Source organism: Streptomyces gilvus (genome assembly GCF_022513565.1).
Taxonomy (GTDB): domain Bacteria; phylum Actinomycetota; class Actinomycetes; order Streptomycetales; family Streptomycetaceae; genus Streptomyces; species Streptomyces gilvus.
In genome coordinates this window covers 45,772-69,371 of the sequence record NZ_JAKWBE010000002.1, presented here as the reverse complement: position 1 = coordinate 69,371, position 23,600 = coordinate 45,772, and the positions used below count along the sequence as shown (strand labels likewise).

The following is a 23,600-nucleotide window of genomic DNA, read 5'->3' as shown; positions in this document are numbered from 1 at the left end:
ACCGCAGCGCGGGCCGGGAGCTGTCCCGGGCCCGCGCTGTATGTCGGCCGTTCGATGTCAGCCGAGCAGCTTGCTCGCCAGCGTCGCGGCGTTGTACGAGCCCCAGCCGGTGGTGAAGTCCCAGCCGGTGGACGCGGAGTAGGCGCCGTTGCTGCCACTGGTGATGTCATGGAAGCCGGTGCCGCCCGCGGAGTACAGGGCCGGGTTGGCGAAGCCGAGGTCGGCCTTGCCCGCGGCGGCGGCCTGCTGGTTGTACAGGGCGGCGAACGCCGCCCACTCGGGGGCCGCCGCGCTGGTGCCGCCGACCGAGGACCAGGAGCCCTGCGAGTAGATGGACACGCCGGGGCTGGGATTGGCGTGCGCGGAGACGTCCGGCACCTGACGGTAGCCGCCGCCGGCGCTCTTCTGGACCGCGGTCTGCCAGCTGGGGATCTTGAAGACGGAGGACTTGCCGCCGCCACCACCGGACCAGGCGACCTCCTTGCTCCAGGCGTTGGCGGAGGTGACGGTCAGCTTGGTGCCGCCGACACCGGTGACGTACGGGTCGCTGGCGGGGAAGTCCACGGACGTGCCGCCGTCGCCCGCGTCGTCGGAGCCGTCGTCGCCGGAGGCGGCGTAGAAGCCGAGGCCCTGGGCCGCGCCCGCCTTGAAGACGGCGTCCACAGCGTTGATGTTGGACGTGGTGCGGGCGCTCTCGGCGGCGCCCCAGCTGATCGAGGTGGTCGGGATGCCGCTGTCGACGATGGCCTGGTAGGTGTCCACTTCACCGGCGTCGGAGTTCGGGCCCTCGAAGACGGTGACGTTCGCCTTCGGGGCGATGGCGTGCAGCACCTCGATGTCCAGCTCGACCTCGACCTGTCCGTCCCCGAGCGCGCCGGAGCCGCCGTCGACCTTCTGCACGGTCGGGGTGGGCGAGCCCAGGCCGTAGTTGGTGTCGTACTTGGTGATGTTGGACTGCTGGAAGCCGTCGAACTCCAGCAGAGCGATCTTCTGTCCGCTTCCGGTGTAGCTGCCGGAGACGTTGTACCCGCCCTTGAGCTGGGCCGGTGTGTAGCCACCGCCGGGGCCGTTGTGCGGGGAGACGGTCCGGGGGACCGCCTGGTGGTGGAGCTGCACGCGGTTGTTGAGGCCGGCCACGTCGCTGACGAGGGACGCGAGGCCGGACGGCAGGGTCGGCGCGCTGTCGTTGGCGTAGAAGGAGCGCCCCGACCTCGAGTCCTTCCAGGTCGACAGCTTGGTGCCGAAGGCCTTCTCCAACTGCGCGGCGGTGCCGCTCGCGTCGATCAGCAGGTTGCCCGAGTGGACCTTGCCGACGGTGAGGCCCTGCGCGTGGAGGTAGTCCTTGAGCTGCTCGACCTCCGCGTCGGTGCGACCGAAGCGCGCCGCGAACCGGCTCTTGCTGAGGTAGTGGCCGTAGGAGGCGGAGTGCGGGTCGCTGACCTCGGCCACGAACGTGTCGAGAGCGCTGCCGCCTCTGGGCGTCAGACTGATGGCCACCGATATGCGCTTCCCGGCTGCGACGTTCCCGGTGCGGTCCGCGCTCTGCTTCAGGCCCGGCAGAACGTCTCCGGCGATGGCGGCACGCGTGGCGTGCGGGGCGTTCGCGGCGTAGGCGGCGGGGACGACCGCGGTGACGAGGGCCGGCGCGGCGACCAGGCCGAGCAGTTTCAGACGAGACTTCACTGAAGTCCTCCGGAAAGTGGGGGAGTTGTCCCGGGAGCGGAACGACTTCACCGTAGAAACTCCGGCCCCACCCCCATAAGCGGGGGAACCCTTGCGTTACGTGTTAACGGCGGATGTCACGTCAACGGCGTGTGTCCAGCGGGCGACGGCTCTGCGAGACGCCGGCCTGAGCGACCGTCACCGCCTGTTCCCGGGAATCGACTTGACCGTCGTCGCCGGGACTCACGGCCGCAGCGGAGGCGATGACGGCGACCGCCATCACATGGGCGAGCGCGGTGCGCGAGCGAACCCCGACCTTGCGGTAGATCCGCGACAGGGTCCCCTCCACGGTCTTGACGCTGATGAACAGCTCGGCCGCGACCTCCCGGTTGGTGGCCCCGCCGCCGACCAGCTCGGCGATCCTGGCTTCGGTGGGGGTGAGTTCGGGCCCCGCTTCACGGCTTGCGGCCTCGACCCGGGCGAGTTCGTCCCTCGCCCGCGTCGCCAGGGGAGCGGCGCCGATGCGGGTGGCGATCTCGAGGGCCTCACCGAGGACCGTGCGCGCCGTACTCCGGCGACGGGAGCGTCGCTCGACCGTGCCGAGCGCGATGAGGGTGCGTACCAGGTCCACGGGCAGGGGGAGTTGACGCAGTCGGTCCACGGCGGCACGCAGTCGTGCGGCTCCCTCTCTCGCCCGGCCCAGACCCGCCTCGCGCAGCCCCTCCGAGCGTTCCAGCGCCACCGACACGCTGACGGGCGTGTGGCGGGACACCCGCGTGCGGGCCTCGCGGAGCACCACCCCGGCCTCGTCCGTCTCGCCCAGGACGACGAGGGCTTCGGCCAGGTCGGCGTACCAGTGCAGCAAGGGCGGATCGGCGGCGCCCATGGCCGTGCCCAGCTCTCTGACCCGCCGCAACGCCTCCGCCGCTGCCGCCGCCCCTCGCGGGTCGCCGCCGAGGAGCTGAGCCTGCCCGAGCGCGGCCAGCGCGCGCAGCAAGAACAGCCGGTCGCCATCGGCCTCCGAGGCAGCCACCGCCTGCTCGGCCAGGCGACGGGCCTCCTCGGCGGTGCCGCCCGCCGTCGCCGCCAGGGCGGCCGCGTACAGAGCCGGCGCCGACTGGGCCATGGCCTGCGAGCAGCGGGCCGCGGTGTCCAGGGCCTCGCGGCACAGTCCGGCACGCGCCTGGATCCGGGTCAGCGACACCAGGGTCGCGAGAACTTCCTCGACCCCTGCCAACTCGGCGATGACAGCGAGGAGTTCACTCACCTGCTTGCGGGCCTCGGCCACCCGGTCGGAGTCCAGGGCGAGGATCGCCCGCATCCGGATCAGCCGCCAGCTCTGCGGACCGCCACCGGCGGCCCCGGCCAGGACGAGCGCCTCCTCCAACGCGGCGTCCGCGGCGAGTGGTTCGCCCGCCAGGGAGCGCACCCGGGCGAACGTGGCGAGCGCCCCGATCCTGGTTTCCGTGTCACCTGCCGCAGCGGCCTGCCGTGCCGCGTACCGGGCATGCCCGGCCGCCTTCTCCAACTCCCCGCACAGCAACCCTCGTACGGCCGCCCAGTGGTGCAGCCACGCCTCCGCCTCCGGATCGCCGTCCGCGTCCCGAAGACCCTCCTCGATCAGCGCACGGGTACCTTCCAGCGCCTGCCCCGCGTTGCGCAACAGAACCAGACGGGCCCGTACGCGCTGCCGAGCCGAGCCCGTGGCCAGGACGGTCTCCGCCGCCTCGCCCGCCTCCTCCAACTGCCCCGCGTCACATGCGAAGTCGGCCGCCGCCAGAAGCCGTTCGGCCCGGTCCGCGGGCCGGTCGCCGGGGGTACGGCGGGCAGCGAGCCCGGCCAGCTCCCAGGCGGTACCGAGGGCACCGTCCAGCCGCGCGGACTCCGCCGCGGACATCAGGGTGCGGGCGATGGTCTCGTCCTCGTAGGGGTGGGCGTAGGCAAGATGGCGGGCCCGCTCCACGGGCTCGGTGACCGCGCGGGCCAGCAGGGCGTGCGCCCGCCGACGGTCGCTGTCCGACGCGTCGGTGTAGACGGAGGACCGGATCAGCGGATGGCCGAACCGTACGTTCCCTTCGGCGTCCGCCGTCGCGATACCGAGCCGTTCGGCCTGCGCGAGATCCGCGGCGGGATCGGGGATCCCCGTCGCATGCAGCAGGGTGAGGCTGGGGCGAGCCGCGGCGCCGGCGACAAGGAGGGTGCCGCGCACGCTCTCCGGCAGTGTGCGCGCCTGCTCCAGGAGCGGGGCGCGCAGTCTTCGGGGTACGCGCAGCGGCAGACCGAAGCCCGCGCGCGCTGGTCCGAACAGGGCCGCCCGCCCCAACTCCAGTGCGTACAAAGGGTTTCCGGCAGCGGTGTCCTGGATCGCCCGCAGTGTCGCCGGCGGCAGCTCGGCGCCGGTGCCGGCCCGCACGAGGACGGCCACCTCCTCGTCCGTCAGTGGCGGCACGGCGAGTTCGGCGGTGTCCGGCGGGCAGCAGCGCAGCCGCTCGGGCTGTTCACCGTCGGCCACGCGCTCGGCGGCCACCACCCGGACGTCCAGACGCTCCAGGCGCCGTACGGCGAAGGCGAGAGCCTCGGCGGTGGGCTCGTCGAGCCACTGCAGGCCGTCCACTACGAGGGTGACCGGGTCGACGGCGGCCAGGGTCCGCAGGACCTCGAGGGCAGCGGCGCGCACCGCGAGCCGGCCGCGCCCGTCCCGCGGTTCCGGGCCACGCAGCAGGGCCGCGTTCAGTGCGCGCCGGAGCTCGGGCGCGAGCGCGTCCAGGCGGCTCCGGGGCACCGGTGCGAAAAGGTCGGCCAGCCCGGCGAACGGCAGTTCGCCGTCCTCCTGGGCGGGCGAGCAGCGCAGGACCGTGCCGACCGCGTCCGCCGTCAGGGCCGACACGAGGACGGACTTGCCGATTCCCGCGGGACCGTGGAAGAGGACGCCGGAGCGGGCCGTCAATGCGGCCCGGGCGGTGTCAAGCAGTTCGGAGCGCAAGGTCAGTGACCGCGCCGCCGCGGAGCTCGCCCATCAGCTGTCCCGCACATCCCACGGCCTCGAATCATGTGCTCATGACAACCTCGTTGGATTCCGCTTGTCAATGACCTCTGTCACGCCCGTCGATCACGAGACTGCGGGGCAGCGGGCAGTCGCACGGGACGCCGAACTTCAGCGGCCCGCAGTTCCCTCACCAGGGCGCGCACGACGGCCGACCCCGCCAGCTCGGGGGTGGTGACGTAGCCGACCCGGCGCGTCGGGCGTGCGGGGCCGAGGTCGGTGATCCCGACCGAGTCCGGCGCGTCGACCAGGGAGAGCGCGGGCATGATCGCCATTCCGTGCCCCGCGCTCACCAGGGCGAGAACCGCTCCGTCGTCCTCGGCCACGACGGTCGCCTCCGGGATCCAGTCCTGGGCGGCCCACCAGTCGCGGGTGTACGAACCGCAGTTCTCGGCCCAGTCGACCAGCGGCAGTGAACGCGGGGCGACGTGACCCGCCGCATGCACCAGGGCGTACGGCTCCTCGAACAGTCCGCTCGCGACGAGGCCCGGCTCGGGCGCAACGGAGCCGCCCAGCGTGACGATGGCCAAGTCGGCCTTCCCGTCGGCCACTTCGCCCGCGGTGCCGCGCCCCACCTCGCGGACGATCCGCACCCGTGGCTCGATCCCCGGATGCCGGGCGCGCAGCCGCTCGAGGACGGGCGGCAGCAGATGCAGAGCCGCACTGCGGAAGGCCGCGATGCGCAAGGGCCCCTGCGTCGCGTCGGAGCGGGCGGCACCGCGCGCCTCGGCGGTCAGGACGTCCAACAGACGCAGGACGCGGCGGGCGTGAGCGACGGCTCTCCGCCCGGCCGGGGTGGGGCGGGCGCCGCTGCGACCGCGTTCGAAGAGCACCGCACCGATCTTGCGCTCGCTGCCGCGCACCGAGTGGGAGACCGCTGACTGCGTGAGCCCGAGTGTCTCGGCCGCTGCCGAGAAGGCGCCGGTGTCGGCGACCGCCACCAGGACGCGCAGTTCGTGCGGGGCGAGATCGGAGTCGATCGTGCGGGCCACGGGGCGCTCACCTCACCGTATGAGAACTGCTCATGGAACGGGGCGTCGCATGAGCCCAACCCGCTGCCCAGCAGGCGCATTCCCGCCCTACGGTCCGGTCATGAACGAGACCGCGCGCACCGTGCACCAGACCGCCCGCCCGCACGGCTTTCCCACCGCCGAGCACTTCACCTTCGTCGAGTCCCCGCTTCCCGAACCGGCGGCCGGCAGCGCACTGGTGGAAAACCTCTACTGGTCCGTCGACCCCTACCACCGCGAGATGATGGACGACGTGCCCGGCGGCTTCGCGCTCCACGCACCGCTGGAGGGCCGCACCATCGGCCGGGTCATCGCCTCGCGCACCGACAGGTTGAGCGAGGGCGACATCGTGTTCCACCGGCGGGGCTGGCGCACGCACTCCGTGGTCACGCCCGAGGAGACACGCCATCTGCCCCGCTTCGAGGGGGTGCCCCTGACCGCCTACCTGAGCATCCTCGGAGGCACCGGCCTGACCGCCTACGCGGGCCTGACCCGCGTCGCCCGGCTCCAGGAGGGCGAGGACCTGTTCGTGACGGCCGCGGCGGGCGGGGTCGGCACGGCGACCGGGCGATTCGCCCGGCTGCTCGGTGCCGGACGGCTCGTGGGCAGCGCCGGATCGGCGGCGAAGGCCGAACACCTCACCCGGGAGGTCGGCTACGACGCCGCCTTCGACTACCACGACGGACCCGCTGCCGACCTGCTGCGCAAGGCCGCACCGGACGGCATCGACGTGTTCGTCGACAACGTCGGAGGGGAGCAACTGGCCGCGGCGGTGGGAGCGCTGCGCCCCTTCGGGCGCATCGTCCGCATCGGTACGATCAGCCAGTACAACACCCCCGACGCGCCGCCGCCGCGCTTCGACTACGCGGGCATCGTGGAGAAGAGCCTCCGGATGGAGGGCTTCCTGGTCAGCAACTACCTGGATCTGCAGGAGGAGTTGTACGACTTCGCGGTTCCGCACCTGCGGAGCGGCCGGCTCGCGTCGGACGAGACGGTGGTGGACGGGTTCGAGCACATCGTGGACGCGTTCTTGGGCATGCTGCGCGGCCGGAACACCGGCAAGACCATCGTCCGAGACCACACGCAGGCTCAACCCCGTGATTCCTCCAGGGGCCAGCGGCTCGCCTCCTGAACGGCAGGGACGGCAGTGCGCCAACCCAACTCGGGGGCGATCAGGTGCCGTACGTCGTGCAGGATCTGCTCGTACTCCTCCCGGTGGAACTCGTACGGCAGCTCCAGGTGCAGTTCCGACACCTGCGCGAGGACGGGATCGGCCGTCAGCCGCTCCAGGATCTGCTCCGCGGAGCCGACCACGTCCGGGGCGAACAGGATCCGCTTCCCGCCCAGCGCGGCGACGGTCTGCGGCTTCAGGGTGCGCGCGTGCCGACTGGCCGCGTAGTCGCGGTAGCGGGCCCGGGTGGCCCCTCGGCGCTGTCGAACGGCACGATCACCCGCCCCAGGGCCACGCGTGCCGCCCGCCGGGCGTCGCCGAGGGTGCGCCGGTACTCGGTGAGCAGGTTCGCCTGGGCGGTGGTGAAGTCGTCGGTGTCCTCGCCGGAGACGATGTTGCCGGACAGCAGGCTGAGGCCGTTCTCGGCGGCCCAGCGGACCGAGCCCAGGCTGCCTCCGCCGTACCAGATCCGCTGGACGAGACCGGGGTTGTGGGGTTGCAGCCGAGGCCGCTGGACGTTGCCGGGCGAGTGGATCACGGTGTCCGGGCCGCCGAGGTAGTCGCCGCGCAGGTGGTCGACGAGGCGGGCGATCCTGCCGTACGACAGGTCGAAACCGCGCCAGTCGCCGTCGTACACCAGGTCGCCGAGGAGTTCGGCGTGCGGCATGCCGGTGCTGAAGCCGACCTGGAGGCGGCCGCGGGACAGGACGTCGGCCAGGGCGAGGTCCTCGGCCAGGCGGAAGGGGTTCTCGTAGCCGATGGGGATGACCGCGGTCCCCAGCTCGACCCGCTCGGTGCGCTGGCCGGCCGCGGCGAGGAACACCGCGGCGGAGCCCACGCCGTGTTCGAGGTGGCGCTGGCGGATCCAGGCCCCGTCGTAGCCGAGTCGTTCGCCGTACTCGAAGAGCTGGAGGGTCTCCTCCAGACCGGTGTAGGGGTCGTTGTCGGCGAAATTGCCGGGGGTGAGGAAGGCCAAGGAGGTGATGGTGGGAGTGCTCATGACGCTGCTCCTCGGCTCGTGGTGGTCTCGGCGGGGGCGGGGGCCCGGCCGCCGGGGATGGCGGCGAGGAGTTCTCGGGTGTACGCGTGGCGGGGGTCGGTGAAAAGCTTCTCGGGCGGTCCCGTCTCGACGACACGGCCGGCCCGCATGACCGCGACCTCGTGGGCCATCTGGCGTACGACGGCCAGGTCATGGGAGATGAACAGGTACGCCACGCCCGTGTCGGCCTGCAACTCGGCGAGCAGGTCGAGGACTTGGGCCTGGACGGACACGTCGAGCGCGGAGACCGGCTCGTCGCAGACCACGAGGTCGGGGGAGAGGGCGAGGGCACGGGCGATCGCCACGCGCTGGCGCTGTCCGCCGGAGAGCTCCGCCGGCCGGCGCTCCAGCGTGGCGGCGGGCAGGGCCACCCGGTCGAGGAGTTCGCGGGCCCGGGCGAGCCGGGAGACACGGTCGCCGACCTTGAAGGCACGCAGCGGTTCGGTGATCACCTCGGCGATGGAGAAGCGGGGGTCGAGGGAGGCGTAGGGGTTCTGGTAGACGAGCTGGGCCCGGCGGCGCAGCTCCCTGGCCTGTGCTCCCTTGGCGGTGGTGACGTCGGTGCCGTCGAGGAGGATCCGTCCAGCGGTCGCGTCGGTGAGGCGCAGCACCAGGCGGGCGGTGGTGGACTTGCCCGAGCCCGACTCACCGACCAGGGCGAGCGTCCTCCCGCGTCGGAGGGTGAGACTGACGTCGTCCACGGCGCGCAGGGTTCGGGGACCGTCGCCGGTGCGGGGCAGCCTGAACTCCTTGACCAGGTTGCGCACTTCGAGCAGCGGTGCCGTGTCCGTCTCGGGTGCGGTGACGGGCGTGCGGGGTTGGCCGGTGGTCAGGCTGGGGGCACTGGCCAGCAGGTGCCGGGTGTAAACGTCCTGCGGGTCGGCCAGGATGTCGGCGGTGGGGCCGGCCTCGACGACCTTGCCCTGGGACATCACCACCAGCCGCTGCGCCCGGTCGGCGGCGACCCCGAGATCATGGGTCACCAGCAGGACCGCGGTGCCCAGTTCCTCGGTCAGGGACTGGAGATGGTCGAGGATGACCCGTTGCACGGTGACGTCGAGCGCGCTGGTGGGCTCGTCGGCGATGATCAGCTCGGGCCGCGCGGCGATGGCGATGGCGATCAGGGCACGTTGCCGCATGCCGCCGGACAGTTCGTGCGGGTACTGCCGCGCCCGCACGGCCGCGTCGGGCAGCCCGGCCCGGTCCAGGACCTCGACCGCCTCGGCGGGAGCCGATCGGCGGCTCGCCAGACCGTGGATGCGCAGCACCTCGGCGACCTGGTCACCGATCCGCCTGACCGGGTTGAGGGAGACCGTCGGATCCTGCGGGACCAGCCCGATCCGCGCTCCGCGCACCGTGCGCAGTTCGGCCTCCGAGAGGGTGGCGAGGTCGTGCCGGCCGAAGCGGACGGTGCCCGCGTCGATCCGGCCGTTCGCCGACAGCAGCCGGGTGATCGCGTGCGCGGTCGTGCTCTTTCCGGAGCCCGACTCGCCGACCACCGCGACCACCTGTCCCGGCCACACGTCGAGGTCGACGCCCCGGACGGCCTCGACCGTGCCGCCGCGGGTGCGGTACGACACCGACAGACCGCGTATCTCAAGCAGTGGTGTGGTCACGTCCTCACCGTTCTCCGGTTCGTCGGTCATGGCTGTCGGGACCATTCGCCGTCCAGCGCGCGGGCGATGCGGTTGGTGGCCAGCACGGTCGCGGCGATGGCCAGTCCGGGAAGCGCGGTCAACCACCAGGCGTTGGCGAGGTAGTTGCGGCCGTCGGAGATCAACGTGCCCCACTCCGGGGCGGGCGGCGGAGCACCGTAACCGAGGAAGCTGAGGGCGGAGACGGCGAGGATGGAGGAGCCGAAGTCCAGGGTGGCCAGGACGATCACCGGGCCCGCCGCGTTGGGCAGCACATGCCGGCCCAGCACCGAGTACCAGCGCGCCCCGCTCGCGCGCGAGGCCTCCACGAACACCGCCTGCCGTACCCGCAGCACCTCCGCCCGCGCCACCCGCGCGAACGCGGCGACGCTGGCGATGCCGACCGCGACCGCCACCTTCACGGTGCCGTAGCCGAGCGCGGTGACCAGGGCGAGGGACATGAACAGCGCGGGGATGGACAGCAGTACGTCGACGAGGCGCATGAGGGCGTCGTCCACCCAGCGGCCCACGAACCCGGCGACCACCCCGAGCAGTCCGCCGACCACGAACGCGACCAGGACGGCGATCAGCGTTGCCTTCAGGGACAGTTGGGCGCCGTGGACGACCCGGGAGAACACGTCGCGGCCCAACTCGTCGGTGCCGAACCAGTGATGTGCGCTCGGGCCGCGGAAGTTCTGCGCGGGGACGCCCTTCAGCGGGTCCTGCGAGGTGAACAGCCCCGGCCAGAACGAGGCCAGCACCACCAGCACGAGGACGACGACCGACAGCAGCAGACCGGGCCGGCGGGCCAGGAAGCGCAGCACGCGTCGTATGCCGACGCGGCGCCGTGGCTCGGGGCCGGGGGCCGTGTCGACCGGCCGGGTGAGGCCGAGGGCGGTGTCGTCGACGAGGCTCTGGCTCATGCGAGGGCCGCCCTTCCGTCGGAGGCCACCACGATCCGTGGATCGAGGAGCGGGTAGACCAGGTCGATGACCAGGTTCGTCGTCACGAAGATCAGCGCTCCGAACACCACGACCCCCTGCACGAGCGGGATGTCCTGGGCCGTGACCGCCGCCGCGGTGACACGGCCGAGGCCGTCGCGGGAGAACACCGTCTCGACCACCACCGAACCGGCGATCAGCTGCCCCACCAGCAGGCCGACGACCGTCAGCGCCGGCAGGGAGGCGTTGCGCAGGGCGTGCCGCAGATGGACCCGCCAGCGGTCGGCGCCCTTGGCCCGCGCCGTTTCGATGTACGCGTGGTCCAGTGCCGTGAGCAGGCTCTTGGCGAGCACCTGGGCGACCTGCGCCCCGGTCGGCACCGCCAGTGTCAGGGCCGGCAGCACCAGCCCCCGCAGGCCGTCGTTGCCGAACGCGGGGAACCAGTGCAGCCGGAAGGAGAACATCTCGACCAGCAGCAGTCCCACCCAGAACGTCGGGACGGACACTCCCAGCGGCGGCAGTGACAGCAGCAGCTGCCGCAGCCAGCGCAGGCCGGTGTAGGTCGCCACCACCGCCAGACCGCCGCCGAGGACCACCGCGAGCAGCAGGGCCGCGCCGGTCAGCTGCAGGGTCTGCGGCAGGGCGTCGGCCAGCGTCGAGGTCACCGCGCGACCGGTGGACACCGAGTCGCCGAAGTCACCGCGCACCGCCCGGCCGAGGTACTCGGCGTACTGCACCAGCACCGGCTTGTCGAAGCCGTACTCGTGCCGCAGGGCGGCGATCTGCTGCGGGTCGACCTGCCCCGAGTCCATCCCGGCACCGGCCATCGCCGTGACCGGGTCGCCCGGCAGATAGTCCAGCACCAGGAAGGACACCGTGTACGCCGCCCACAGCACGCCGACCGCCTGCGCGAGCCGTTTGATCACATAGCGGCGCATGCGTCAGCCGATCCAGGTGTCGTGCAGCTGGAGCCGGCTGGAGGCGTCGAAGTCCAGGTCGTGCACCTTCTTCGACACGCCCAGCTGGGTCTGGAGCTCCACCACCGGCGCGTAGTAGGCGTTGTGCACGATCAACTGCTGTGCCTCGGCGACCAGTTGCCCGCGCTTGGCCGCGTCGACGGTGGCGGCCTGCTCGGACAGCGCCGTGTCCAGGGAACTCGGCGGCAGGTGGTAGAAGTTGGCCAGCTTGGTGGAGAAGGAGCTGCGCAGGATGTCGGGGTCGGCGCGGGTCACGTTCCCCCACACCGCGTCGTAGTCGCCCGACTGGAGCGTCGGGGCGAACTGGGTGACCTGGAGCTGCTTGAGCGCCACATCGACACCGACGGCCTTGAGCTGCTGCTGGACGAGTTCCAGCGCGGGCTGGTTGGTGGCCGCGTTGGGGAACCACGTGATGGTCAGACTCAGCTTCTTGCCGCCCTTGGCGCGGATGCCGTCGCTTCCCGTCTTCCAACCGGCCGCGTCCAGCAGGGACTTGGCCTTGGCGGCGTCGAAGGTCAGGCCGGAGGCGAGGTCGGTGTAGTCGGGCGTGGTGTGCGCGAGGACGCTGGTGGCCGGCCGCGTGCCGGTCGGGAACACGGTGTCGGCGATCTGCTGCCGGTCGATGGCGAACAGGATCGCCTGGCGCACCTTGGCGTCCTTGAGCAGCGGCCGGGAGTTGTTGAGGCCGAGACCGAACACGACGCCGGGGTTGGCCCGCCGTTGGAGGGTGACCTGGCCGCCCTTGAGGGCCGCCTCGTTGGCCTTGCCGACGCTGGAGACGGCGTCGACCTGACCGGACTGCAGGCTGCCGGCCCGTACACCCGCCTCCGGCACGACCTTGAACACCAGCTTGTCCAGGTACGCCTCGCCCTTCTTGGACCACAGCGAGGAACCCCAGGCGTATCCGGTGCGCTTGGCGAGGGTCAGGGACTGGTTCTGCACGTACTGCTTCAGCACGAAGGGCCCGGAGCCGATCACCCCGTCGCTGCACTTCTGCTGCGGGGTCCGCTTCACGCTGGCCGAGGACTCGACGCCGAGCGAGTGCGTCGAAGTGGCTTGCAGGAACTGTGCGTTGGGCTGACTGAAGGTCACCTTCACGGTGAGCGGGTCGACCACGGTGGTGCTCTTGACGCCGCTCAGGTAGCCCTCGGCGAGCGTCCCCAGGGCGCCGAGCTTCGGCACCGCGTCGAAGTTGTCCTTGACCACCTGCGCGGTCAGCTTGGAACCGTCGCTGAAGGTGACGCCCGAACGCAGATGGAAGGTGAACGTCGTGGCGTCGGAGCTGACGTCCCAGCTCTTCGCCAGCCACGGCACGATCTTGCCGGTCCTCGGGTCCTGGTCGGTCAGGGAGTCCACGATCTGACGCACCGAGTAGATGGTCTCGTTGCTGGCGACCTGCTGCGGATCCACGCAGCCGGAATCCGAACCCACCGCGAAGGTGAGGGTGCCGCCGGACCTGGGCTGCCCGGTGCCGCCGCCCGTGTCGCCGCCGCCCGATCCGCAGGCGGTCAGCAGGGCGCTGGTGGTCACAAGGGCGGTCAGTGCCGCCCATCGAGAGGTTCTGACATGGCGAAGTGCGATCACGGAGGGCTTCTCCTACTCGTGTCACCAGGCACGGCGGCGGTACGGGACTCGGCCGTGCGCGGGCGTGCGGCCCCGATCGGCGTGACGCCGACGTCGGGGGAGCGCTGTGCAGACAGGGATCAGCGGAAAGGAAGAACGGGGATCAGGCGCATACGGATGCGGCGGCGACCGGCGCCGGACGGCGACCAGCGCTGAACAGGCCCGTCAGGCCTGACAGAGACAGCTGGTCGAGCGCTTGAGATCGATGTGGCGCCGACGCGACAGCCGGGAGAACACGGTGGCGCCGGCGAAACGGGCGCTGAGGTCACCACCGTGCCGCATGTCGGTCCTCCACCTGGTCCGGCCCCGGTCACGGGGCCACGCGCTTGCGGGATCGTCGGTGATCCCGCCGGGCTTTCACCTGGAGCACCCCACCGCGTGGGAGGGTTGCCGGTCAGCGAGCCAGGGCTTGACGCTGACACTCAATGCCACTCGTGATCGTACGGAGAGATCTTGCCGTTGGTCAATGGCCGGAGGCGGCTCAGGAACCGCCGCGCTCGCGGGGGATCTTCTGACCGGCCTCGATGGCCACCGGCAGCCGGTTCTCGGCCGGGGGCAGCGGACACGTGGCGAGGTCGGTGTAGGCGCACGGCAGGTTCGCGGCGCGGTTGAAGTCCAGTACGATCCGGCCGTCGGCGGCGGGCGGCTCCAGCCACAGCGCCCGGTTGGCGGCGTAGGTGGTGACCCCGGAGGTGGCGTCGGTGAACAGCACCAGCAGCCGGCCCTCGCCGGCGCCGGGGAACGCGGTGAGGGACAGCTGACGTCCCTCCAGCTCGAAGTCGATCCTGCCCGGGGCGTCATAGACGTGCTCCAGGCCCTCTACGGCCGCCCCCACGGTGGTCGGCCGGGGCGTGTCGAAGGGGACGTAGCGGCCGGTCACGGCCCAACGCGGGTCAGGCGCGTAGGCGGGCGTTCCGGTGAAGGCCGTGCGCAGGGGCGCGTCCGGGTGCCGGGGGCGCACGATGTCGTGGCCGCCGCGCTTGGCGACCTCGATCACGGCGTCTCCCCACACCGCGTTGACGCCGCCGCGCTCGGGAAGCACGCCGAAGCGGTGTTCACCGGTGACGGGGGATCCGCCGACGACCAGTTCCTCGTCGTCGTCGAGGGTGACGACGACCCCTTCCGGGCCGGTGTACCAGGCACCGGGTGCGTCCGGGAGACGCCGGGGGCGGTCGTCGAGCCAGTGCTGGCCGGTGATCGCCAAAAACCCGTGGGGGGCGGAGAGGCCGGCCTCCTGGGCCCGGTACCACTCCAGCCAGGTCTCGGTGAAGGCGTGGAGGTCGGTCGTGGTGGCCTCGGTGGTCAAGGGAATCTCCTTCGTGCAGGGGTCTGTCGGGCGTTGGGGCGGTTCAGCGGGCGAGTTCGCCGAGGAGCCGCCAGGTGCGTCGGCGGTCGGCCTCTCCGGCGATCTCGGTGCCCGAGAACACGACCTCGGTGGCGCCCGCGTCGCGGTAACGGCGCACCTCGGCCTCGACGGTCCTCTCGTCGCCGATCACCGCCAGGTCGGCGGCCCGTCGGGCGCCGGAGAGTTCGATGACCCGGGCGTAGGACGGGATCTGTTCGTAGAAGGCGAGGCTCTCGGTGACCTTGGCCCGTACCGCCGCCACGTCGTCGGTGACCACGCCCGGCACCAGGGCGACGATCCTGGGCGCGGGGCGGCCGGCGGCCTCGGCGGCGGCGGTCAGGGCGGGCACGATGTGGTCCGCCAGGGCGCGCGGTCCCGCCAGATACGGCAGGATCCCGTCCGCCAGTTCACCGCTGACCCGCAGTGCCTGCGGCCCCATCGCGGCGACCAGCAGGGGGACACCCTTCTCGGCCCCCGGTACCCGCGCCGGAAGCGGGGTGGCGGCGGTCAGCAGCTCACCGTGGAAGTCGGCCGTACCGGTCTCGGTCAACTGCCGCAGGGCGGTGAGGAATTCACGCAGCCGGGCGATGGGCCGTTCGAAGGGCAGGCCGAAGGCGGTCTCCGTCAGCAGTCGCGTGCCCAGGGCCAGACCGAGGTGGTAGCGGCCGTGGGTCGCCGCCTGGGCGGTCTGGGCCTGGCTGGAGACGAGCAGTGGGTGGCGGCCGAAGACGGGGATCGCGGAGGTGCCGACCTGCAGTGCGGGTACCTCGCGCCCGACGATCGCCGCGAGCTGGGGCGAGTCCGCGCCGAAGGTCTGCCCGAACCAGGCCGACGTGACACCGAACTCCGCTGCTTCCTGGGCCAGTTCTACGGTGGCGTCGACCTGGTTCGGCGCGTCGGACGCGTTGAGGGCTACTCCAACAGTCATGTCTGTTCAGAACGGGCGTCGGTCGGAGTGGCATTCCGGTTCTTGTGTGACAGCTTCTTGTCAGTCATGTGTACGAGACCCGGCGCCCGGGCTCATGCCGCCTGCCGCCGGTCCGGGGCGGAGCGGTGGATGAGCGGTTCACGCAGGCCGAGGTTCTCGCGCAGGGGACGTCGCCCGTCCCCGCGCATGTCAAGGTCGGAAAGAGGCGGAGAAGGTCTCCGTGTCCGCAATGCAAGACCTGTCCGGGAAGTTATTGACCAACGTGGTGGCTTCTGCTGAACTCCCGTTCCATGAACCCGCGCGTGGACCTCACTCGGCGGCGCCACATCGATCTGGCGCACGTCTCCAGCGCGTTTTGTTGTCGCTGACCCGGCAAGTGGTCCCCGGCAGCAGCCGCGCGCAGTCGCTGCGCGTCGGCGTGTGGCGGCGTTGAGCCGCCCCCACCGCGAAGTCTCTCCCCGCGGGACCGTCGTACCCACCCTCTGAGGGCTCCCCGTCTCCTCTCCTTCTCGTATGAGCCGGGAGCCTGTTCCCGCACGCCGACACGGTCGCTGAGAAAGCGCCTGTTACGGCCCCGCGCCCACGCGTTCTCCCCTTCACCCAGTTCCGTCATCGCCTGCGCCCGTTCGTGTGCCCGTCTGTCCGGGAGGGACCCCGTCATGCCTCCGTCCATCCGTAAGCTCACCAGCCGCATCGGCGCCGTCGTCGAGGGCGTCGACCTCACGGCGCCCCCCGACCTCCCGACGATCACGACCCTGCGTGACGCCCTCAACGAGCACAAGGCGATCGTGTTCGACGACGTACGGCTCGACAACGCCGGCCAGGAGCGTGTGGCCCGCTGGTTCGGCGAGCTGACGACCGCCCACCCCAATGTGCCGGCCGCCGACGGCACGACGAACGTGCTCGCCGTCGACAGCGAGACCTCCAAGGCCAACGAATGGCACACGGACGTCACCTTCGTGGTCAACCCGCCCCAGGTGACCACGCTGCGGTCCGTCGTGATCCCGCCCTACGGCGGCGAGACGCTCATCGCCAACGCCGCAGCGGCCTACCGCGACCTGCCCGAACCGCTGCGCGCCCTCGCCGACACGCTGCGCGTCGTGCACACCAACCAGTACGACTACGCGCGCCCCGAGCCCGCCACCGCCGAACGGCAGGAGTACGACCGCGTCTTCGTCTCGACGCCCTACGAGGCCGAGCACCCCGTCGTGCGGGTACACCCGCTGACGGGCGAACGCGGGCTGTTCATCGGCGGGTTCGCCAAGCGGATCGTCGGCCTGTCGGGCAGTGACTCGGCCGACCTGCTGCGCATCCTGCAGTCGTACGTCACCCGCCCGGAGAACATCCTGCGCTGGACCTGGTCCCCGAACCAGCTGCTGATCTTCGACAACCGGATCACCCAGCACTACGGGGTGGACAACTACGACGACCAGCCCCGCCGCCTGAACCGGGTGACCGTCGCCGGAGAGGTCCCGGCCGGCGTCGACGGCCGGCGCAGCGAGCAACTCCTCGGCGACGCCTCGCACTACAGCAGCGTCCTGGCGGTGGCGGCATGACCGAGGTCCGTATCCCGGCACCGGCCGTCGTCAAGGGCCCGGACGCCGTGACGACGAACACGCGGGAGCGCGAGGTGTTCCTGCCGCGCGACGCCCGCCGTAGGACGCCGCTGCGCGCACTCCGCGAGCGTCTGCGCTGGCCGCTGGGCATCTACACGACCCCGGTCGTGGTCCTCATCGCCTGGGAGGCGCTCGCCCGGGCAGGCGTGGTGTCCAGGACCTATGCCCCGGCGCCGACGTCGATCGTGAAGTCGGCCGTCGACCTGTGGCAGCAGGGCGTCCTCGGGCCCGACCTGGCCATTTCGCTGCAGCGGGCCGGGATCGGTCTGGCGATCGGGCTGACGGCCGGGATCGTCACCGGTGTCCTCGGCGGGCTGCTGCGCAGCGGCGAGTACCTGTTCAACGGGCTCGTGCAGGTGCTCAACACGATCCCCCTGCTCGCCGTGCTGCCGCTGATGATCGTGTGGTTCGGCATCGACGAACTGACCAAGGTGCTGTTGATCTCCTTCGGCGCCGGCGTCCCGATGTACCTCAACCTGTTCGCCGCGATCCGTGGCGTCGACCAGCGGCTGATCGAGATGGCGCGCACGACGGGCGCCGGCACCTGGCGCCTGGTCACGCGTGTGCTGGTGCCGGGAGCCCTGCCGGGGTTCCTGGTCGGCCTCCGCTTCTCCCTCGCGTACAGCGTGCTGGGCCTCGTCGCCGCCGAAACCGTCAACGCCGACAAGGGACTCGGCTTCCTCATCACACAGGGGCAGACGTACCTCCAGACCAACCAGGTCTTCGTGGGGCTGGTGATCTACTCGCTCCTCGGTCTGCTCGCCGACCAGTTCGTCCGGGCTCTCGAGCGGGTGCTGCTGCGGTGGCGCCCCAGTTATGAGGCGTCATGAGCAGCACGATCACGGCGGAGCCCCGCCGTCGGACCGGAGTCGTCGTCGAGCAGGTGGTAAGGCAGTTCGGTGGCCGGGTGGTGCTCGACCGCCTCGATCTGACCATCGGCGACGAGGAGTTGGTGATCCTGCTCGGCCCCTCGGGCTGCGGCAAGAGCACCCTGCTGCGGCTGCTCGCCGGCCTCGACCGGCCCGACGGCGGGCGCGTGGAGGTCCCGGCACGGCGCGCGATCGTCTTCCAGGCCGACCGGCTGCTGCCCTGGCAGCGGGTGCTGCGCAACGTCACACTCGGCCTGCACGGACCCGACGCCGACCAGCGGGCCCGCGAAGTGCTCGGCGAGGTCGGACTCTCGGGCCGCGAGAAGGCCTGGCCCAAGGAGCTGTCCGGCGGCGAGGCCCAGCGGGTGTCGCTCGCACGGGCACTGGTCTCCGAGCCCGAACTGGTGCTGCTCGACGAGCCGTTCGCCGCCCTGGACGCCATCACCCGGCTGCGCATGCACGACCTCGTGCGCGCACTGCGCAGCAAGCACCACGCGGCCATGCTGCTCGTCACCCACGACGTCGACGAGGCGATCGCCCTGGCGGACCGCATCGTCGTCATGAGCGACGGCCGCATCGGCCGCTCGCACACGGTGAGCCTCTCCGCCGCGGACCGGGAGGCGAGCGTCGCCCGCGAGGAACTCCGCGCCCGGCTCCTGGACGACCTCGGCCTCGCCGGCCAGCACTGACCTCCCCGAAGACCCTCACCCAGCACAGAAAGCACGACAACACATGCGACAGAGAACCACCAGACTCATCGGCGCCGTCGGCTCGCTCGCCCTGGCGGGCACCCTAGCCGCCTGCGGGTCCTCCTCGGACTCCGCCGCGCCGCTGAGCAACGCCGTCAACGCGAGCGACGCCAAGCACCCCGAGTGGAGCAAGTACACCTTCACCATCGGCGACAACGGCGGTGACGGCAGCCAGGAACTGGCGCGGATCACCGGCGCGTTCGACAACGCGTCCTACAAGGTGAAGTTCGCCCGCTTCACCTACGGCCCGCCGCTCGTGCAGGCCGCCGCCTCGGGCGACATCGACCTCGGCAGCGTCGGCGACGTGCCGCCGATCACCGGCGCCGCGAAGGAGTACGGCTTCAAGGTCGTCGCGGTCAACCGCTCGCTCACGCCCACCCAGTCCAACGAGAACATCATCGTTCTTAAGGGATCCCCGCTGAAGACGCTCAAGGACCTCAAGGGCAAGAAGATCGCTGTCCCGCAGGGCAGTTCGGCCCACGGTCTGGCCCTCAACGCGCTCAAGAGCGTCGGCCTCGGCCCCAAGGACGTGCAGCTGGTCTTCCTCGACCCGGCGGCCGGCGCCACGGCGTTCAACACGGGCAAGGTGGACGCCTGGTCCATCTGGAATCCCCAGTCCGCGATCGCGGTCAAGAACGGAGCGCGCATTCTGGCGAAGGGCCTGCCGCCGATCGACCAGACGAGCAGCTACTACGTCGCCAGCGAGAAGTCGCTGGGCGACAAGACCAAGCGGGCGGCGCTCACGGACGTCCTGAAGCGGCTGGCCGGCGAGTTCGCCTGGGCGATCAGGCACGAGGACAAGTACGCCGAGGCGCTGTCCAAGGAGGAGGGCATCCCGCTGGACGACGCCAAGGCCTCCGTCAAGGCGTTCGAGACCCGTGTGACACCGGTGGAGCCGTCGGACATCGCGGCCGAGCAGAAGCTCGCTGACGCGTTCCTGGAGGCAGGCCAGATCACCAAGACGGTCGACGTGAAGTCGATCACCGACAACCTCCTTCCGGCCGGCTACGACAGCTCCAAGCTGAAGGTCACCTCATGAGCGGGGCACGACGTCAACTCCACCTCAACGCCTTCCTGATGGAGGCGGGCCACCACGAGGCGGCCTGGCGGCTACCGCACAGCAACCCGCGTGCCGATTTCGACCTGCGGCACTGGATCGAGCTGGCACAGCTCGCCGAGAGCGCCAAGTTCGACTCGCTGTTCCTCGCGGACGGCCCGGCCCTCATCGGCACCGGCGAGTTCCGGCCCCCGGGCCAGCTCGAACCACTGACCCTGCTCACCGCGCTGTCCCAGGCGACCAGCAGGATCGGCCTCATCGCCACGGTGTCGTCGACGTACAACGAGCCGTACAACCTCGCCCGTCGCCTCGCGTCCGTCGACCACGTCAGCGGCGGACGGGCCGGCTGGAACATCGTCACCTCGGCCGGGGCGGACGAGGCGGCCAACTTCGGCCTGGAGGACCGTCCCAGCCATGCTGAACGCTACGCCCGCGCCGACGAGTTCCTGAAGGTCGCCAAGGCGCTGTGGGACAGCTGGGAGTCCGAGGCCGTCGCAGCGGACAAGACCACCGGACGGTACGCCGACCCCGGGCTGCTGCACCGACTGGACCACCACGGCCGGTACTTCAAGGTCGCAGGCCCCCTCAACGTCGAGCGCCCGCCCCAGGGTCACCCGCTGCTCGTCCAGGCGGGCTCCTCGGAGGACGGCAAGGACTTCGCCGCCCGCCACGCCGAGGCCATCTTCACCGCGCACACGACGTACGAGCGCGCGGCCGCCTTCTACGCCGACATCAAGGCACGGACCGTCGCGGCGGGCCGCGACCCGGACGGCGTGATCGTCCTGCCGGGCATCGTCCCCTACATCGGGTCGACCGAGGAGGAAGCCCAGGCGCTGGCCCGGCAGTTCGACGAGCTGCGCGTCCCCGAGTACGGGCTGCGTCAGCTGGCCGCCGTGTTCGAGACCGAGCCCTCCGTCTTCCAACTCGACGCCCCACTGCCGGACTTCATCCTGGCCAGGCCGAAGCTGGAGGGCTCGCAGAGCCGTTCCGACCTGATCATCGAGCTCGCGGTGCGTGAACAGCTGGCGGTCCGGCAGATCATCTCCCGGCTCGGGGGCGGGCGCGGCCACTTCGAGTTCGTCGGCACGCCCGAGCAGGTCGCGGACACGATCATCGCCTGGTTCGAGGGCGGCGCGGCGGACGGGTTCAACATCATGGCCCCCGCCCTGCCGTCCGGCCTGGCGGCCTTCGTCGAGCACGTGCTGCCGATCCTGCGCGGCAAGGGCCTGTTCCGCGAGGAGTACGAGGGCACGACCCTGCGCGAGCACTACGGGCTCGCGGTCCCCGCGAACCAGTTCCATGGCTGACCCGCTGTCCGGCCCCGCCCCGCTCGCGACTCCCGCCGCTCCGACACACCGGAGCGGCGGGAGTCCGCCCGCCCTGCGGGTCGAGGGCCTGCGCAAGACCTACGGGGACGGCTTCACCGCCGTGTCCGGACTCGACCTGGAGATACCCGACGGCGCGTTCTTCGGGCTGCTCGGCCCCAACGGCGCCGGGAAGACCACCCTCATCGGCTCGGTGTGCAACATCGTCCGGCCCACGGCCGGCCGCCTCTCCGTCTTCGGCCACGACCACCGCAGCCGCCAGGCCCGCGGACTCCTGGGCCTGGCCGCGCAGGAGATCAACGTCGACCGCTTCCTGTCCATCCGCCAGATCCTGATCTACCACGCCGGCTACCACGGCATCGGCCGGAAGGCCGCCGCCCGGCGCGCGGACGAACTCCTCGCCCTGTTCCGCCTCGACGACAAGGCCGGCCAACGCGCCTACGAACTCTCCGGCGGCATGCAACGTCGCCTCGTCCTGGCACGGGCCCTCATGCACCACCCTCGCCTGCTCATCCTCGACGAACCGACAGCCGGAGTCGACGTCGAACTGCGCTCGGAGATCTGGCGGGTCGTCAAAGGCCTCAACGCGGCCGGCACCACCATCCTGCTCACCACCCACTACCTGGAGGAGGCGGAGACCCTGTGCGACGAGATCGCACTGCTGCGCGCCGGCCGGATCGTCGACCGCGGCTCCTCCGCCTCACTGCGCGAGCGGTACGCGGCCCGGGACATCTCGGAGGTCTACGACCGGGTGATCACAGCTGAGGGGGTTGCCTCGTGAGCAGCACCGGGAGACCCGCCCTTCCGGCGTACGACGAGCCTTTCCGCGCGGAGCGCTCACCGTTCCTGTGGCTCCTGGAGCGCGAGGTGCTGCGCTTCCTCACCATCTGGCGCTACAGCGTCGTCGGTCCGGTGCTGTCGACCATGCTGTTCGTGGTCGTCTTCGGATCGGCTCTCGGCTCCCACGTCGACACGATCGACGGCGTCGGCTACGGCAGCTTCATCGTGCCCGGCCTCTTCGCCCAGGCGATCGTCAACGTCGGCTTCTTCAACGGGACGACCAGCCTCTTCGAGGCACGCCGGGACCGGTACATCAACGACGTGTTCGCAAGCCCCCTCAGATGGTGGGAGATCAACGCGGCGCTCGTGGGCGGCGGCATCGCCCGCGGAGCCGTCGTCGGCGCGGGCGTCCTGGCAGTGGCCCTGCCACTCACCCACGGCGGCACCCCGGCCCGCCCCCTCGTCCTCCTCTTCGGCACCCTCGGACTGCTCCTGGTCGCCGCGCAGGTCGGCGTGATCGCCGGCGCCCACGCCAAGTCCCTCGACCACGTCTACTCCATGGAGTCGATCATCCTGCTGCCGCTGGGCTTCCTCGGCGGTGTCTTCTACTCCGTGCACCAACTGCCGCCCTTCTGGGACACCTTGAGCCACCTCGACCCCGTCTTCTGGCTGGTCCAGGTCGAACGGATCGGGTTCCTCGGCCAGGGCGACGTCGGGGCGGGCTGGGCACTGGCCGTGGTCTGGACCCTCGCGGCGGCACTGACGGCCTGGTCGGCCACGCTGTTCGCCACCGGCCGCCTCAAGCCCTGAACCCACACGGAAAGGAACGCAGGCTTCGGGGCTGCTCGGCGGGTACCGGCGCGAACTCGGCTGGGGCAGGGGCACGACGCTCGGCGCCCGCACGGCGATCGGACCGGAGTACCCGGACTGAGCGGCCTGGACCGGCGTGACCTGTGAGGATGGCGAGATGGAGCAACGACTGAGCCGACAGCAGGCGTCTGAAGCAGTGCACGACAACGGCTGGCGCTACATCCTGGGCACCCTGCAGACGTCCGTACCGGTCCGGTCCCTGGCCCAGGGAATCAGCGTGACGTCGGACGTCGTCGCGGTGTGCGGCGACGATGCCGATCACCACCTTCGCGTCGATGCCCGCCCCGACCTGATCACGCTCACTCTGCAATCCCTGACCCACGCGGCGGTGACCGACCGGGACGTCGAACTCGCCCATCGGATTTCCACGGCGGTTCGCGAAGCCGGGCTGCGGACGGAGCCCGGGATCGGGACCGGCGCACAGAGGTCCGTGCAGCTCGTGGAGATCGCGATCGACGCGCTGGACATCGCCCGGATCCGGCCCTTCTGGAAGGCGGTCCTGGGCTATGCCGACGAACTGGACGGCGCGGGACCGGAAGATCCCCTCGTCGACCCGTTCCGGGTGGGGCCCGCGCTCTGGTTCCAACAGATGGACCGAGCCCGCCCCCAACGCAACCGCATCCATCTGGACATCAGCGTCCCGCACGACGAGGCGTCCCAACGGATCGACGCCGCGCTGACGGCGGGCGGCCGACTGGTGTCCGCAACCCGCGCCCCGGCCTTCTGGATCCTCGCCGACCCGGAGGGAAACGAGGCCTGCGTGACCACATGGCAGGGCAGGGACGGCTGAACCACCGGCGACGCCTCCGAGAAGACCTCGGCCTCCAGACAGTGGTCGACATCGTCTGCGCCTACGATGCGTCAACTCTGGAATGCCGAAGAAGCGATGGTTCACCTCGTCATTCTTGCTGAGATGCACGTCACCCGTCGAGTAAGGGCTTGATTTGACCGGCGTCATTTC

The 23,600-nt window shown here is 71.2% G+C and carries 21 protein-coding genes and 1 riboswitch; of the genes, 9 read left to right on the top strand and 12 right to left on the bottom strand.

Annotated elements, in window-relative coordinates:
* Positions 1-57: 57 nt before the first annotated feature.
* The 3 genes from MKW14_RS04480 to MKW14_RS04470 all read right to left on the bottom strand — a co-directional run bounded on the left by MKW14_RS04480 (position 58) and on the right by MKW14_RS04470 (position 5,697).
* Positions 58-1,683, bottom strand: coding sequence for a S53 family peptidase (locus tag MKW14_RS04480; RefSeq protein ID WP_240859020.1), 1,626 nt, complete (start codon positions 1,681-1,683; stop codon positions 58-60).
* 121 nt (positions 1,684-1,804) lie between these two features.
* Positions 1,805-4,645 (bottom strand): helix-turn-helix transcriptional regulator, encoded by a 2,841-nt coding sequence (locus tag MKW14_RS04475; protein WP_308314577.1) that lies wholly within the window; start codon positions 4,643-4,645, stop codon positions 1,805-1,807.
* 113 nt (positions 4,646-4,758) lie between these two features.
* Positions 4,759-5,697: a LysR family transcriptional regulator gene (locus MKW14_RS04470; protein WP_240859019.1), complete on the bottom strand. Its 939-nt coding sequence runs from the start codon at positions 5,695-5,697 to the stop codon at positions 4,759-4,761.
* Between the two features lie 100 nt (positions 5,698-5,797).
* On the opposite strand from MKW14_RS04470, the gene MKW14_RS04465 reads away from it, so the two are divergent.
* Positions 5,798-6,847 (top strand): NADP-dependent oxidoreductase, encoded by a 1,050-nt coding sequence (locus MKW14_RS04465; RefSeq protein ID WP_240859018.1) that lies wholly within the window; start codon positions 5,798-5,800, stop codon positions 6,845-6,847.
* Here MKW14_RS04465 and MKW14_RS04460 read toward each other — a convergent pair.
* The 9 genes from MKW14_RS04460 to MKW14_RS04425 form a co-directional block, all read right to left on the bottom strand.
* Entirely contained in the window at positions 6,805-7,029 is a 225-nt protein-coding gene (locus tag MKW14_RS04460; RefSeq protein ID WP_240859016.1) for a hypothetical protein, read from the bottom strand. The genes MKW14_RS04465 and MKW14_RS04460 overlap by 43 nt on opposite strands.
* 53 nt (positions 7,030-7,082) lie before the next feature.
* A complete protein-coding gene (locus tag MKW14_RS04455) occupies positions 7,083-7,886 on the bottom strand; it encodes an LLM class flavin-dependent oxidoreductase (protein WP_240859015.1) in 804 nt (267 codons plus the stop codon).
* A complete protein-coding gene (locus MKW14_RS04450; protein ID WP_374116533.1) occupies positions 7,883-9,586 on the bottom strand; it encodes a dipeptide ABC transporter ATP-binding protein in 1,704 nt (567 codons plus the stop codon). The genes MKW14_RS04455 and MKW14_RS04450 overlap by 4 nt, the downstream gene beginning before the upstream one ends.
* Positions 9,568-10,482 (bottom strand): ABC transporter permease, encoded by a 915-nt coding sequence (locus MKW14_RS04445; protein WP_240859012.1) that lies wholly within the window; start codon positions 10,480-10,482, stop codon positions 9,568-9,570. Before MKW14_RS04445 ends, MKW14_RS04450 begins: the two co-directional genes overlap by 19 nt.
* Positions 10,479-11,438, bottom strand: a complete 960-nt coding sequence (locus tag MKW14_RS04440; RefSeq protein WP_240859011.1) for an ABC transporter permease — start codon at positions 11,436-11,438, stop codon at positions 10,479-10,481. The genes MKW14_RS04445 and MKW14_RS04440 overlap by 4 nt, the downstream gene beginning before the upstream one ends.
* A gap of 3 nt (positions 11,439-11,441) precedes the next feature.
* Positions 11,442-13,061, bottom strand: a complete 1,620-nt coding sequence (locus MKW14_RS04435; protein ID WP_240859010.1) for an ABC transporter substrate-binding protein — start codon at positions 13,059-13,061, stop codon at positions 11,442-11,444.
* A 204-nt stretch (positions 13,062-13,265) separates the two neighbouring features.
* On the bottom strand, positions 13,266-13,382 hold the full coding sequence (locus MKW14_RS41485; RefSeq protein WP_023551189.1) for a putative leader peptide: 117 nt from the start codon (positions 13,380-13,382) through the stop codon (positions 13,266-13,268).
* A 35-nt stretch (positions 13,383-13,417) separates the two neighbouring features.
* Positions 13,418-13,530: riboswitch (SAM riboswitch) on the bottom strand.
* 51 nt (positions 13,531-13,581) lie between these two features.
* Entirely contained in the window at positions 13,582-14,406 is an 825-nt protein-coding gene (locus MKW14_RS04430; protein ID WP_240859009.1) for a DUF1684 domain-containing protein, read from the bottom strand.
* A gap of 43 nt (positions 14,407-14,449) precedes the next feature.
* Positions 14,450-15,373 carry an LLM class F420-dependent oxidoreductase gene (locus tag MKW14_RS04425; RefSeq protein WP_240859008.1) on the bottom strand — a complete coding sequence of 308 codons (924 nt, stop codon included), beginning with the start codon at positions 15,371-15,373 and terminating at the stop codon, positions 14,450-14,452.
* 659 nt (positions 15,374-16,032) lie between these two features.
* Here MKW14_RS04425 and MKW14_RS04420 point away from each other — a divergent pair.
* The 8 genes from MKW14_RS04420 (at position 16,033) to MKW14_RS04385 (ending at position 23,429) form a co-directional block, all read left to right on the top strand.
* Complete coding sequence (locus MKW14_RS04420; protein WP_240859007.1) at positions 16,033-16,929, top strand: TauD/TfdA dioxygenase family protein; 897 nt, start codon at positions 16,033-16,035, stop codon at positions 16,927-16,929.
* Positions 16,926-17,819 carry an ABC transporter permease gene (locus MKW14_RS04415; protein ID WP_240859006.1) on the top strand — a complete coding sequence of 298 codons (894 nt, stop codon included), beginning with the start codon at positions 16,926-16,928 and terminating at the stop codon, positions 17,817-17,819. Before MKW14_RS04420 ends, MKW14_RS04415 begins: the two co-directional genes overlap by 4 nt.
* Entirely contained in the window at positions 17,816-18,547 is a 732-nt protein-coding gene (locus MKW14_RS04410; RefSeq protein WP_240859005.1) for an ABC transporter ATP-binding protein, read from the top strand. Before MKW14_RS04415 ends, MKW14_RS04410 begins: the two co-directional genes overlap by 4 nt.
* Before the next feature lie 43 nt (positions 18,548-18,590).
* On the top strand, positions 18,591-19,646 hold the full coding sequence (locus MKW14_RS04405) for an aliphatic sulfonate ABC transporter substrate-binding protein (protein WP_240859003.1): 1,056 nt from the start codon (positions 18,591-18,593) through the stop codon (positions 19,644-19,646).
* Positions 19,643-20,971, top strand: coding sequence for an LLM class flavin-dependent oxidoreductase (locus MKW14_RS04400; protein ID WP_240859002.1), 1,329 nt, complete (start codon positions 19,643-19,645; stop codon positions 20,969-20,971). Before MKW14_RS04405 ends, MKW14_RS04400 begins: the two co-directional genes overlap by 4 nt.
* Positions 20,964-21,770, top strand: a complete 807-nt coding sequence (locus MKW14_RS04395) for an ABC transporter ATP-binding protein (RefSeq protein WP_240858999.1) — start codon at positions 20,964-20,966, stop codon at positions 21,768-21,770. The genes MKW14_RS04400 and MKW14_RS04395 overlap by 8 nt, the downstream gene beginning before the upstream one ends.
* Entirely contained in the window at positions 21,767-22,579 is an 813-nt protein-coding gene (locus tag MKW14_RS04390; RefSeq protein WP_240858997.1) for an ABC transporter permease, read from the top strand. The genes MKW14_RS04395 and MKW14_RS04390 overlap by 4 nt, the downstream gene beginning before the upstream one ends.
* Before the next feature lie 157 nt (positions 22,580-22,736).
* Positions 22,737-23,429: a 4a-hydroxytetrahydrobiopterin dehydratase gene (locus tag MKW14_RS04385; RefSeq protein WP_240858995.1), complete on the top strand. Its 693-nt coding sequence runs from the start codon at positions 22,737-22,739 to the stop codon at positions 23,427-23,429.
* Positions 23,430-23,600: the final 171 nt, after the last annotated feature.